11 protein-coding genes are annotated in these 12,983 nt (G+C 61.7%); 3 read left to right on the top strand and 8 right to left on the bottom strand.

The genetic code is table 11. The features are described from left to right. Window positions 1-385: 385 nt before the first annotated feature. A complete protein-coding gene (locus QMK33_RS18200; protein ID WP_283566046.1) occupies window positions 386-2,446 on the bottom strand; it encodes a M13 family metallopeptidase in 2,061 nt (686 codons plus the stop codon). Window positions 2,447-2,691: 245 nt separating this feature from the next. Then, on the bottom strand, window positions 2,692-4,749 hold the full coding sequence (locus tag QMK33_RS18195; RefSeq protein WP_283566045.1) for a M13 family metallopeptidase: 2,058 nt from the start codon (window positions 4,747-4,749) through the stop codon (window positions 2,692-2,694). A 190-nt stretch (window positions 4,750-4,939) separates the two neighbouring features. Between QMK33_RS18195 and xseA the strand changes: the two genes are divergently transcribed. Together xseA and xseB are read left to right on the top strand one after the other, a co-directional pair. Continuing rightward, complete coding sequence (xseA, locus tag QMK33_RS18190; protein WP_283566044.1) at window positions 4,940-6,331, top strand: exodeoxyribonuclease VII large subunit; 1,392 nt, start codon at window positions 4,940-4,942, stop codon at window positions 6,329-6,331. Between the two features lie 31 nt (window positions 6,332-6,362). Then, window positions 6,363-6,659 carry an exodeoxyribonuclease VII small subunit gene (gene xseB / locus QMK33_RS18185; protein WP_283566043.1) on the top strand — a complete coding sequence of 99 codons (297 nt, stop codon included), beginning with the start codon at window positions 6,363-6,365 and terminating at the stop codon, window positions 6,657-6,659. Between the two features lie 67 nt (window positions 6,660-6,726). Here the strand turns inward: xseB and QMK33_RS18180 are convergent, their stop codons facing one another. The 3 genes from QMK33_RS18180 to QMK33_RS18170 all read right to left on the bottom strand — a co-directional run bounded on the left by QMK33_RS18180 (window position 6,727) and on the right by QMK33_RS18170 (window position 8,878). After that, the gene (locus QMK33_RS18180) at window positions 6,727-7,272 is read right to left on the bottom strand and encodes a heme NO-binding domain-containing protein (RefSeq protein WP_283566042.1); all 546 of its coding nucleotides are present in this window, start codon (window positions 7,270-7,272) and stop codon (window positions 6,727-6,729) included. A 140-nt stretch (window positions 7,273-7,412) separates the two neighbouring features. After that, on the bottom strand, window positions 7,413-8,303 hold the full coding sequence (locus QMK33_RS18175) for an anti-sigma factor domain-containing protein (protein ID WP_283566041.1): 891 nt from the start codon (window positions 8,301-8,303) through the stop codon (window positions 7,413-7,415). 14 nt (window positions 8,304-8,317) lie between these two features. Continuing rightward, window positions 8,318-8,878: an RNA polymerase sigma factor gene (locus QMK33_RS18170; protein WP_283566040.1), complete on the bottom strand. Its 561-nt coding sequence runs from the start codon at window positions 8,876-8,878 to the stop codon at window positions 8,318-8,320. Between the two features lie 226 nt (window positions 8,879-9,104). On the opposite strand from QMK33_RS18170, the gene QMK33_RS18165 reads away from it, so the two are divergent. Beyond that, window positions 9,105-10,502 carry an NAD-dependent succinate-semialdehyde dehydrogenase gene (locus tag QMK33_RS18165; protein ID WP_283566039.1) on the top strand — a complete coding sequence of 466 codons (1,398 nt, stop codon included), beginning with the start codon at window positions 9,105-9,107 and terminating at the stop codon, window positions 10,500-10,502. A gap of 69 nt (window positions 10,503-10,571) precedes the next feature. On the opposite strand, the gene QMK33_RS18160 is transcribed toward QMK33_RS18165, so the two are convergent. The 3 genes from QMK33_RS18160 to QMK33_RS18150 all read right to left on the bottom strand — a co-directional run bounded on the left by QMK33_RS18160 (window position 10,572) and on the right by QMK33_RS18150 (window position 12,960). Beyond that, entirely contained in the window at window positions 10,572-11,339 is a 768-nt protein-coding gene (locus QMK33_RS18160; protein WP_283566038.1) for a YdcF family protein, read from the bottom strand. Between the two features lie 123 nt (window positions 11,340-11,462). Next, complete coding sequence (locus tag QMK33_RS18155) at window positions 11,463-12,446, bottom strand: glycosyltransferase (protein WP_283566037.1); 984 nt, start codon at window positions 12,444-12,446, stop codon at window positions 11,463-11,465. Window positions 12,447-12,606: 160 nt separating this feature from the next. Continuing rightward, window positions 12,607-12,960: a thioredoxin family protein gene (locus QMK33_RS18150; RefSeq protein WP_283566036.1), complete on the bottom strand. Its 354-nt coding sequence runs from the start codon at window positions 12,958-12,960 to the stop codon at window positions 12,607-12,609. Between the last annotated feature and the right edge of the window lie 23 nt (window positions 12,961-12,983).

The following is a 12,983-nucleotide window of genomic DNA, read 5'->3' as shown; positions in this document are numbered from 1 at the left end:
TACTTGCCAGCAAGCCGAAGTTGCCGAGAACCAATTGAATATGAGAGGTATTAGCGATATTCGCTCCCCGCTTACTGCTCCTGATTCAGCCAACCTTGCCTACATCCAAACGCACCTGCCAGATTAGAGGCGTCAATATTTCGGGTTCTACAATACGCAACGCCAAGCTTGCCTCTTTATCCAATTTTTCGAGAGTGATAATGATAACTGGCTGTCTCATCATTTGATGATTTTAGACGTTGGCCCTTCCGTTTGGGAGGTTTGCTACAACCTCAACACACAGCAATTTTACGCTCTAGGGTACCACAGCCGAGGCTAAGACCTGCACAAAAAACGCCCGACCTACTGGCCGGGCGTTTCGTCGTTTAAACCATTTACAAATACCCTACCAAATGCGCGAGCGGTCGGCGGTGGCGCGCACCATCTTGTTGCCGTCTTTGCAGCCGAAGGCTTCGTAGAACTCGGGCATGTTCATGAGCGGGCCGTTGGTGCGGTACTGGCCGGGCGAGTGCGGGTCGGTCTGAATTTGCTGGCGCATGGCCTCGGGGCGCTGGTTGGCGCGCCAAATTTGGGCAAAGCCCAGGAAGAAGCGCTGGTTGGGCGTGAAGCCGTCAATCTTCTGACTGGCCTTGTACTGCGGCGTCTTCTGGAACGCTTGGTAGGCGATGGTGAGGCCGCCGATGTCAGCCAGGTTTTCGCCCATCGTCAGCTTGCCGTTCACGTGCACCGAGTCGAGGGGCGAGAAGGCGTCGTACTGCTTGCCTACCATGTCGGCCTTGGCGTTGAACTTGTCGTTGTCGTCCTTGGTCCACCAGTCGCGCAAGTTGCCCTTGGCATCCGAGCGGCGGCCCTGATCGTCGAAGCCGTGGGTCATTTCGTGGCCGATTACCGCGCCAATGCCGCCGTAGTTCACCGCGTCGTCGGCCTTGGGGTCGTAGAAGGGGGGCTGCAAAATACCGGCCGGGAACACGATTTCATTCATGCTCGAATTGTAGTAGGCGTTCACCGTGGGCGGCGTCATGCCCCACTCGCCGCGGTCGATGGGCTTGCCAAACTTGCTGGTATTGTCCTTCGAGCGCCATTCGGCGGTGGCAAACAGGTTTTCGAGCGCACTCTGGCGGGTGATTTTCAGCGCCGAATAATCCTTCCACTTATCGGGATAGCCAATTTTCACGGCGAAGGCGTTCAGCTTCTGGATGGCCTCCTGCTTGGTGTCGGCGCTCATCCAGTCGGTGGCCATAATGCGCTCACCGTAGGCCTTGCGCAGGTTTTCGACCATCTCCTTGGCGCGGGCCTTGGCGGCGGGGCTAAACGCCTCATCCACATATAGTTGACCAAATGCCTCGCCCAGCGCGCCGTCGGTGGCGCGCAGCGAGCGCTTCCAGCGCGGCTGCTGCAGCTTGGCCCCGGTGAGCGTTTGCTGAAAGCGGAAGCTGGCGTCGCTGTAGGCCTTGGGCAGGGCCGAGGTCACACCCTCCACCAGGTGCCAGCGCAGGTACTGCTGCTGGTCGGCGATGGGCGTGTTGGCCATCAGCGTGTTAGCGGCAGCTAGGAACTCGGGCTGGCCGATGATGAGGTCCTGGGCGCTGCTGAGGCCGCTGCCTTTCAGCACCAGCGGAATGTCGAGGCTGGGGTAGTCCTTGGTGGCCTGGGCCACGGTCACCTTGTTGTAGTTCTTGAGGCGGTCGCGCAGGTCAACGCGGCTGCGGCTGGCGGTGGCCATCTTGGTTTCGAGGGCCAGCACGGCATCGGCGTTGGTGGCGGCCAGGCTCGGCGCATCGCCTAGCAGCTGAAACACGCTGGTCATGTAAGCCTTGTAGGCGGCGCGCACGGTTTTCGAGCGGCCGTCGTCCTTCAGGTAGTAATCGCGGTCGCCGAGGCCCAGGCCACCCTGACCCATTGCCACGGCGTACTGGGTGCTGTTCTTGCTGTCCTGGCGCACCCCAAAGCTGTACCAGCCCGTGCCAAACGACTTGGGGTCAGCCATATACTTCTGAATGTCGCCCAGGTTCTTGAGGTTGTTAACCTGCGCAAGGCGCGGCTGCAAGTACTTGAGGCCCGCGGCCTCAATGGCGGCCGAGTCCATGGCGGCGGCGTAAAAATCGCCCACTTTCTGGATGCTCGACCCCGGCTTAGCCGAGCGGTCGGCGGCAGCTTTCATCAAAATGCGCTTCTCCACGCCCTGGTTGCGGTCAGCCAGCTCATTGAAGGCTCCCCAGCGGGTTTCGGCAGCTGGCACGGGGTTGTTTTTCAGCCAGTTACCATTGGCGTAGTGGTAAAAATCCTCGCACGGCGACACCGACTGGTCGATGTTGGCGAGGTTGATGCCCACGCCCTGCTGCGGGGGCGCGGGGCGCTTGGCGGGTGGCCCAAAAGCGGTAGTAGCGGCCAGCGTGCCGAGGCCCAGCGTAGCCAGCGCCATCCGCGAAATAGTAGGAGAGGACATAGAAAAGAGTGGTTAGGAGAAAAGGCAGCGCGTGAATTTAGGGTCAATAGATGAATGCGCCGCCGCACAGTTGCACCATAGCAAGATAAACAGGGGGTAAAAGCCAGAATCTTGCACAAAAAAACCCGCCCTTGGTCAAGGGCGGGTTTTTGGTAGCGTGGACTTTGAGAGTCCGCGCGTGGAGCGACGTTCGAACGATGCTTCAACGTTCCCACGTGCGGACTCGCAGAGTCCACGCTACCCTTTTACCAAATCCGGGCCTGCTCGGCGGCGGGCCGCTCCATCTTATCGGTGGGCTTGCAGCCGAAGGCTTTGTAAAACTCGGGCATGTTCATGAGCGGACCGTTGGTGCGGAACTGCGCCGGCGAGTGCGGGTCGGTAAGTACTTGCTGGCGAGCCGCTTCGGGCCGAATGTTGGTGCGCCAGATTTGGCCCCAGGCCAGGAAGAAGCGCTGGTCGGGCGTGAAGCCGTCGATGCTCTTGCCTTCCTTGTACTGCGGCGTTTTCTGAAACGCGTTGTAGGCGATGGTGAGGCCACCGAGGTCGGCCAGGTTTTCGCCCATCGTCAGCTTGCCATTCACGTGCACCGAGTCGAGGGGCATGAAGGCGTCGTACTGCTTGCCCACCATCTCGGCCTTGGCGTTGAATTTGTCGCCGTCCTCCTTGGTCCACCAGTCGCGCAGGTTGCCCTTCGAGTCGTACTGCCGGCCCTGGTCATCGAAGCCGTGGGTCATTTCGTGGCCGATTACGGCGCCAATGCCGCCGTAGTTCACCGCGTCATCGGCCTTGGGGTCGTAAAAGGGCGACTGCAAGATGCCGGCCGGAAACACAATCTCGTTCATCGGCGGGTTGTAGTAGGCGTTCACCGTGGGCGGCGTCATGCCCCACTCGGTGCGGTCGATGGGCTTGCCAAACTTACTGAGGTTGTCATCAGTAGCCCAGGTACGGGCGGCCAGCACATCTTGCAAGTAGCTCTGGCGGTTGATGTTAAGCTTGGAGTAGTCCTTCCACTTGTCGGGGTAGCCGATTTTTACGGTGAAGGCGTTGAGCTTCACCAGGGCCTCCTTTTTGGTGGCCGCGCTCATCCAGTCGGTGGCCATAATGCGCTCGCCGTAGGCCTTGCGCAGGTTCTCAATCATTTCCTTGGCGCGGGTTTTGGCGGCGGGGCTAAAGGCCTTATCCACATAGAGTTGGCCAAAAGCCTCGCCCAGTGCGCCGTCCGTCGAGCGCAGCATACGCTTCCAGCGGGGCTGCTGCTGCTTGGCGCCGCTCAGCACCTGCGAAAAGCGGAACGCCTCGTCGCCATAAGCCTTGGGCAAGGCGCTGGCCACGCTGCTCACCAGGTGAAAGCGCAGGTACTGCCGCTGGTCGGCAATGGGCTCGGCGGCGAGCATGGCGCTCACCTCCTTCATAAATTCGGGCTGGCCCACAATCACTTCCTTGGCCGTGCCGAGGTGGTTATCCTTCAGCATCAACGGTAGGTTGAGGTTCGGAAACGCCTTGCTGGCCTCGGCCACGGTCATCTTGTTGTAGTTGGCCTGCGGGTCGCGCAGGTCCACCGGGCTTTTGCTGGCTTTGGCCAGGCGCGTCTCAATGCGCATGACGGTGGCGGCGTTGGCGGCGGCGGCCGTTTCGCTGTCGCCGAGGCGCTTAAAGGTGTTGGTCAGGTAGGTTATTGCCGCGGCCCGGATGTTTTTCGAGCGCGCATCGTCCTTCAGGTAGTAGTCGCGGTTGGGCAGCGAAAGGCCGCCCTGGTAAAACTGCACCGCGTACTGGGTGCTGATTTTCTCGTCCTGGCCCACGCCCGAGTTAAACCACACGCTGCCGGCCTGGGCCTTGGGGTCGGCCAAAAACTTCTGCATTTCGGGCAGCGTTTTAATGGCCGCAATGCGGTCGAGGTAGGGCTTGAGGTAGGTGAGGCCAGCCTGCTCAATGGCCATGGTGTCCATGGCAGCGGCGTAGAAATCGCCCACTTTCTGGGCATTGGTGCCCTTCACGGCCTTGCCTGAGTTGCGGGCCAGCTCCTCCAGAATGGCCTTTTGGGTGGCGTTGTTGCGGTCGGCCAGCTCGTTGAAGCTGCCCCAGCGGCTTTCGGCGGCCGGCACGGGGTTGTTTTTCAGCCAGTTGCCCGAGGCGTAGTGAAAGAAGTCGTCGCAGGGGCTCACCGACTTATCAATGTTGGCGGGGTTGATGCCTACGCCAGCGGCGGCAGTGGTTTGGGCCAGTGCGGGGTTCGCGGCAGCCAGGCCCAGCGCCGCCACGGCCAGGGCCGCGCCCCGCTGGTAACGGGAAGTTGTTGACATAAAAAGAAAAAAGTGGATGGGATGGGGGTTGGGATTGAGGCCCGCAAGTTAAGCGCCGGTTCCGGTTGCGCAGCAAGTATTTGCGGGCGCTACCACCCGCTGGCTGGTACTTTTGCGGCCCCTTGCCCGGGCCGGGCCAGCCCCCGGTAACGGAACTTTCCGCGGCCGGCCCCGGCTTCTTGCTCCACTTATGCCTTTATACAATCGCCGCGCTGGGCCCCCGCCCACCGAGCCGCCCGCCCCGCTCAGCCTGGGTGCACTCATGGCGCAGGTGCGCGCCGCGCTCCAGCACCGCTTCCCCGATAGCTACTGGGTAGTGGCCGAGGTAGCCGAAATGACGCGCCCGCGCCAGGCCGGCGGCCACTGCTACCTCACCCTCACCGAGCCCGCCGCCGATGCCGCGGCCCTGGGCTTCACGGCGCAGGCGCGGGCCACCATGTGGGGCAGCCGCTACGCCCAGCTTGCGCCCGCCTTTGCCGAGGCCACCGGCCAGGAGCTGCGCCCCGGCCTGCGCCTGCTGCTGCGCGTGAAAGTGACGTTTCACGAGCAGTACGGCTTTTCGCTCGATGTGCTGGCCCTTGACCCCAGCTACACCGTGGGCGAGCTGGCCCGCCTGCGCCTGGCCACCCTGCGCAAGCTGCAAGAAAAAGACTTGCTCACGCGCCAGCAGGCGCTGCCGCTGCCGCTGGGGCCGCAGCGGCTGGCCGTTATCTCGTCGCCCACGGCCGCTGGCTTTCAAGACTTTGTGCGCCAGCTCGAAGAAGCACCGTTCGATTTTTCGCTGACGCTGTTCCCGGCGCTCATGCAGGGCGAGGATGCGCCGGCCAGCATCCGGGGGGCGCTCGATGCCATTCGGCCGCGCCGGGGGCAGTTTGAGGTAGTGATTATCATTCGGGGCGGCGGCTCGAAAACCGATTTGCTGGCCTTTGACGAGTATGGCCTGGCGGCCGCAGTAGCCGCGTTTCCGCTGCCCGTGCTCACTGGAATAGGCCACGAGCGCGACGAGGCCGTGTTGGACTTGGTGGCCCACCGCGCCCTCAAAACGCCCACCGCCGTGGCCGCTTTCCTGGTCGAGCGCCTGGCTCGCCTCGAAGGTATTTTTCTGGAATACGCCGACCGCGTGGCCGAGCGCACGCGCCAGCACCTGGCCCGCTACCGCGCCCAGGTGCAGCGCCTGGCCGATGGCACGCGCGCCGCAGCCCACCAGCAGCTGCGCCACGCGCACACGGCCCTGGCCCAGCGCGGCCGCCAGGCCACCCACGCCCCGCGCCAGCACCTGCGCCAGCTGGGCCAGCACCTCGAAGGCTACCGCTACACGCTGCCCGCCGCTGCCCGCCGCGCTCTGGGCCGCGAAGAGCAGCAGCTCCGCCGCCGCGCTCGCACGGTTCTGCGCCGCTTTTCGCGCCACCACCAACGCCGCCGCGAGCACCTGCTCACGCAACGCTTTCTGCTTCAGCGCCAGCTGGAGAAAATAGTCGCCAGCTACGAGCTAAAAGCAATGAGCTTGGAAACGGCCATCCTGCGGCGCGAAAACCACGTTTTGCGCCAACGCACCGTCCCAATTCAGCCCGCTAATTCGTAGCTCCCAATCCATAAATCATAATTAAACAGCAGTGACTTACAACGAAGCCATCCAGGAACTGGAAACGATTCTCCGCAGCCTCGAAACCGACCAGGTAGACGTGGACGACCTCACTGCCCGCGCCGAGCGCTCGGCCGAATTAATCCGCGTGTGCCGCCATAAGCTCCGCCACGCCGAAGCCTCGCTCGACCGCGTATTCGACTCGTTGGACGAGGAAGATGACGAGCCGGAAAAGCCGGAGCAAGCGCCTGATAACGAAGAGGATGATGATACCGACGATTACCAGTCAGGTGGCCCCGGCCGCCCCGCCTCACCGAGGTTATTCTAACGTAATTCGGTACTTAAAAAAGGCGGCTCGCATAGATTGCGAGCCGCCTTTTTAAGTACCGAATTACTTATTTACTGCTGCGCCGCACGTGAATCTGCACGCGCTCCCCGTCCTCGCTGGTAGTGGGCATTACGTCGATGCGGTCGGCCTCGTCGTAGTAAGCGGCCAGGCCGCGCACAATGCCGATGGCTAGGCCACTCATGCGACGCTGCGACACGTAATTAATCATCACCTCATTGTCGTTCAGGCGCTTGACTTGCAGTACGGGCGGCGAGTTTTCGGGGTGTTCGCGGCGTACTTGGTTGTGCAGGCTGTGCTCGGTATTTTCCAGCATTTCGAGCGTCCGCCAGTCGGGGTTGATGTATTTCTGGTACATATACATCAGGTCTGGCACCAGGTATTCGCCAAATTTTTCGTGCAGCTCGCCGGCCGAAATACCTATTTTGGTGGCGGCCTGACCTATCAGGGCATAAATATGCTCGTCGGGGTACACTTCCTTGTGGCTGAAATCACCCGATTCCAGGTTGGCGGCCTCCACCAGCTTCAGCCAGGTACTGTGGTCGTATTGCGTTTGAACGTAGCGTTTTAGGAGCGTAAAGATGGTGCCGTGCATGAGCTAAGTAGGGCGAGCGATGTGACGAATACAACGCAGGCCCGCCGGAAATGTTAACGGCTCATTTAAATAAAAAAGCGCCCGCTTTGCCAGTAAGGCAAAACGGGCGCTTCAATTAATTAATAAGCACTGGTGACGGGCTAAATATTACCTACCACCGTCATCGTAGTGAGCGTGGGGCCTACGCTGCCGCCGGTGGGCTCCACCGTCATGGCGAAGGTTTGGGCGCTGGCGATGTCCTTCATCTGCTGGAGGCTGTCGCCGGCGGCGGTGGCAAAGGCCAGCACCCCTGCATCAACGGGCTTGCCCTTGTCCAAAGCCCAGAGCTGGTATTGCTTACCCTCGGGCAGCTTGGGCAGGTTTTGCACGTCGATAAACACGCGGTGCGTGGTGGCGCTGTACAGCACCCGGGCCTTGGCGTCGGCGTGGGCCGGGGTGCCGGCCAGGGCTACCATCTTGAACTCCTGGGGCGAGCGCAGCACGTGCAGCTGCTCTTGGGTAGAGCTAAGGCGGCGCTCCATTACCTGCGAGGTTTGGGCGAAGCGGGCCTGGCTGTTCTGGGCAGCAACCAAGTCAGAGTCAGCCTGTTGCCAGCGGCTGTAAAGCAGCGCGTTGGCCGCTAGGCTCAGCAGCAGGGCTACGGAGGCGGCAATGGCCCAGCTACTGCGCTGAGCCACGGGCGGGCTCACGGCAGCGGTTTTGGCAAGGTGCGGGTTGGAAGCCGATACCCGCATGGTGGGGGCCGGGGCGGCTGGAGCGGGGGAGACTACCGCAGCCGACGCAACGGCGGCGGTAGTCCCAATCTCAGCTAATACATTACGTAGTACCCGGTCGCGCAGGGCGGCGGGGGGCGTTTGGGCGTGGGCCTCGGCGTAGAAGCCGATGCCATCCAGCAACTCATCCAGCTCCTGGCGGACCTGGGATGAGCGCGCCGCCCAGGCTTCTACTTCGGCCTGGGCGGCCGGGTCAAGCTCGCCCAAAGCGTATTGCTCGAGGCGACCTGATTCAATATAGGTTTGAAAATCTTCCACGGACTTGGATATTATTAACGGATAAGTTTGGCCAGTATTTTCAGAGCGGTGCGGGCGCGGGTTTTAACCGTTCCCAAAGGCAGGTTGAGTTCCTCGGCCGCCTCACTTTGGGTGAAGCCGCCGAAGTAGAGCAGGTCGATAACTTGGCGTTGCTCGGGCACTAGCTTGCGAGTAATCTCTTGCAAGCCCACGTGCTCGGGGCGGAAAGTCTCGGGGGCCGCCTGGCGTTGCGCAGCCAGACTATCGTCGAGGCCCTGAGTGCGAGAACCTACGCGGTGCTGCCGCGAGCGGATTTTATCAATCGCTAAATTCCGGCTGATGTTCACCACCCAGGTAAACAACCGCCCTTTAGACGTATCGTAACTAGCCATTGAATGCCAGATTTTTACCAAGGCCTCTTGCAGCACATCAGCGGCCTCTTCCTCATCTTTCACGATGCGGTTGATAACGCCGTAGAGCGCCGCCGAGTAGCGGTCGTAGAACTCGGTCATGGCCGACTGGTCACGGTCGCGGAGGCGGCCGACCAGTACCGCTTCAGCGGCAGTTGGGGTGGATATGGAGGGGAGGTCGGACACGGGTAAAAACGAAAGAACAAAACCGACAGGGCCAGCCGAAACGTTTGGCAACCCGCAGCGAATGTAGGATAATTTTGCGTTTTGGGCGATGTAAGGTGGGTGCGCGGCTAGTAGCAGCTGCCTGAACCCTTGGTACTAAGTGCGTAACCTGGTAGCCTACTGTACGGTTTAAGAGGATAAGGTGGCGGTTTTTGACCAAAGATTTCGCGCGCTTTCTTCCCTGCTTATGGCTATTGAATCGATAAACCCCTATACCGGCCGCCGGTTGCGCCGCTTCGTGGCTTTTTCGTGGGCGAAAACCGAGCGCATCCTGGCCCAGGCGCACCGGGCGGCGGCCCAGTGGCGCACCACTTCCTTTGCTGAGCGCGCGGCGGTGCTGCGCCAGGCCGCCGCCCTGCTGCGCGAGCGCCAGCACGAGCTGGCCCACCTCATGGCCATCGAAATGGGCAAGCCCCTGCGCGACGGCCGCGCCGAGGCCCTGAAGTGCGCCACCTGCTGCGAGTACTACGCCGAGCACGGGGCCACTTTTATGGCTGACGAGGAGGTGAAAACCGACGCTGGCCGCAGCTTCATCAGCCACGCGCCGCTGGGGGTGGTGCTGGCCATTATGCCCTGGAACTTCCCGCTGTGGCAGGTGGTGCGCTTTGCCGCGCCCGCTCTTATGGCTGGCAACGTGGGCCTGCTCAAGCATGCGCCCAACGTGCCGCAGTGCGCGCTGGCCCTGGAAAAACTATTGCACGATGCGGGCCTGCCGCCGGCCGCGTTTCGCACCCTGCTCATCGAAACGGACCTGGTGCCCCAGCTGCTGGCCGACGACCGGGTGCGGGCCGCCACGCTCACGGGCTCGGAGCGGGCGGGCGCTTCCGTGGCCGCCGCCGCCGGGCAGCATATCAAGAAAACCGTGCTGGAGCTGGGCGGCTCCGACCCGTTTATCGTACTGGCCGATGCTGACTTAGCGCTGGCCGCCCAAACCGCCGCCCAGGCCCGCATGCTCAACGCCGGCCAAAGCTGCATCGCTGCCAAGCGCTTCATTGTGGAGAAGAGCGTGCAGCCCGAGTTTGTGCGCCTCCTAAAGGGCCATTTGCAAGCCCTGCGCTACGGTGACCCCCTCGACGAAGCCACCGACTACGGCCCCCTGGCCCGCCCCGACCTCGCCGATGCGCTGGCCCAGCAAGTGGCCGCCTCGGTGGCGCAGGGCGCCCGGGTGGCGCTGGCTGGCGGCCAGCCCCAGGCCGGTACTACGCAGTTTGACCCTATTATCCTCACCAACGTGCGCAAAGGCCAACGTGCTTATTACGAGGAGTTTTTTGGGCCAGTGGCGCTGGTGCTCACCGCCCGCGACGCCGACCACGCCGTAGCCCTGGCCAACGACTCGCCCTTCGGCCTCGGCGCGGCCGTGTGGACCAGCGATTTGGTAAAGGCCGAAGCCCTGGCCCGCCAGCTGGAAAGTGGGGCTGTATTCATCAACAGCCTGGTAAAATCAATGCCCGAGCTGCCCTTCGGCGGCATCAAGCGCTCGGGCTACGGCCGCGAGCTTTCGCGCCTGGGTATGCACGAATTCGTTAACCAGAAATCAGTCTGGATTGCCAAGGAGGCAAAGCCGGCGGCTGGTAAAACGGAGTAGCTGAGAGGCTATCCAAATAGGCGGTCATGCTTCACTGCGTGCCGCATGATGTTCTTTTTAATCTCTTTATCAACAATAACCAGCCACCTTATACACTACCCAGCCCGCTAGCTCGTGCAGCAGCGTACTCCAGTCGCTGAGGGCGTTGGCGCTGGGCAGTAGCCAGTAGTCGGGCGTCCAACTGCGGTTGGTGCTGCGGAAGTCGGCGGGAAACGGCTGCGGGTGCAGGCCCACTTTGGCAAAGCAGCCCAGCGCCCGCCGCTCGTGAAAAGCCGACGTTACTAATACCAATGACTTGATATCAAGGTTTTTAGCCAATAACTCTTTGGTAAATAAGGCGTTCTCGTGGGTATTGCGGCTGCGCTCATCCAGCAAAATGTGCGCGTCGGGCACGCCGGCCAGGCGCAGCAGCGTGCGCAGGCTGCCGGCCTCGGTGCCCCGGGTGGTAAGTACCGCCCCCGAGCCGCCCGAGATAATGATGCGCCGCACCCGGCCGGCCCGGTACAGCCACAGCGCGTTGGTGAAGCGGTCGGCCCCCCGGCTCAGGTACACGCGGTCGTGGGGCGACTTATCGCCGATGGTGACGCCCGTGAGCAGTACTGCCGCATCGGCGGGAGCTACCGCAGCCAGCGGCACGGCCGGCACCTCCCAGGCCAGCAGCGCCTCGTTTACGAGCGCATTGCTGGTGCCGAGCAGCGTGACGAGTAGCGCCGCACCCAGCCAGCGCTGCCGCGCCCGGCCGTCGGGCCGGGCCAGCCACGCGGCCAGCAGCAGCCCCACCAGCCACACAGTGGGCAACAAAATAAAATCGAGCAGCTTAGAAAGTAGAAAGAACAAAATAGGTCGGTATTTTTAAGCGAGATAGAGCTTACGCAAAATGTTTGTCCTTACCACGCTTCGCTCGTAATTGCAAACGTCTTGCGTAGGTCGTAAAAGATTAACCTGCTAAAACCAGGTGGTTCAGGCTTGCCACCAGCCCAGCTCCGCCTGGCTGATGGGGTAGGTTTCAAGGGGCTTCAACACCCGTGCTAAGCGGGTAGGGAGTGCTTTTTTGGCCAGCTTGCGCACCAGGGGATTGATGCTGGCCTCCAAAATGGTGCGGCGCGTGCGGGGGCTGTAGCCGAGCCAGCCGGGCAGCTTGGCAAAGGCGATGGGGCGGGCGGCGGCCTTGTCGCGCTTGGCCGTCCAGTACACCTCCCAGTAGGTGTACAGGTCGCGGCGCTCGGCGGGGGTGAGGCGAAAGGCTTGGTTGTAGCGCGGCTCCTGCTCGCACAGCTCCATCATCCGAATGAGGCTGGCCGGCCACTTGTTGCTGGTGGCGGTGCGCTGGTTGGGCTGAAGCTGGTACACGGCCAGCATCTCGGAGATGTATTGGCCTGGCTCTAGGTTGGCCACGCGGTACCACTGGTCCACGTCGGCGCACATATCTACTTCGGCACGCAGGCCGCCGGTGAGGTCAAAATAGTGCCGCTTGATAAACGTGGCGTGCTGCGAGGGTAGTTTGTGCAACAAAATACTCCGGGGCGTAATCTCGCCGTGCGGGCAGCTTGCGCCCACCACCACGCCTTCCAGAGTAATGGCATAGTCGCCGCCCGACACAAAGCTGGCCGTGGGGTGGCGCCGAAACGCGGCCGCCATGCTCCGAAATGCCCCCGCCAGGTAGTAGTCGTCGGAACTCTGAATAGCCAGGATTTCGCCCGTGGCGCGGGCCACCCCCTTGGTTACGGCATCGACAAAGCCCGCGTCGGGGGCCGACCACCAGGTGAGCTGGGTATCGTATTTTTTCAGTATTGCTACCGTCTCGTCCGTCGAGCCCCCGTCCGCCACGATAACCTCTACCTTGCCGGGGTAATCCTGCCTTAAAATACTTAGCAGCGTGCGCTCAATAAACTGGCCTTGGTTGTAGGAGGGAATAACAACGGATAGCGATGGAAACGCCTGCATACCTGGTAGTTATAAAATATGCTGTCAGACAGCCACTGGGCAGGCTACTGGAAAGCATCTCCCCTAAATTGTGGTCAAAGGAGGCGGATTATCACGGCGCAAACTGCTTCCCAGTGGCCTGCCAGGTACTTTCACGCATCTGGCAGGCTATTAGGTTTGCTTACTTGGCGGGCAAAAAGGCGCGCAGGCGCTCAAGCTGGGCTATTACCTCGGCTTCCTCAGTGAGGGCGTCGCACTCAATAAGGCGCCCCTGGCAGTAACTCACGAAAAAAGGAGCTATCTTCTGCTCCATCAGCTTCTTAGCCACCGGGTTCTGGTCCGTGTCGAGGCGTACGAATAGAATGCCTGTGTTTTCGGGATTATCCACAAACTTGGCAAAGGGCGGGGCCAGTGCTTCGCAAGCCGCGCAGTTTTCGGACGTGAACTTGGCGAATACTTTGAGGTGCTCGTGCGTAAGGCGGCGCAGGTGTTCATCGTCGGTATCAACTACGTGTTGACGGGCTTCTTCGGTCATGCTAAAAGGGGCAGGATATGGAT

The sequence above is a fragment of the Hymenobacter sp. H14-R3 genome, assembly GCF_030063445.1.
Taxonomy (GTDB): Bacteria; Bacteroidota; Bacteroidia; order Cytophagales; family Hymenobacteraceae; genus Hymenobacter.
Note: the sequence above shows the minus strand (reverse complement) of the source record. Positions and strands in the feature narration are given on the sequence as shown.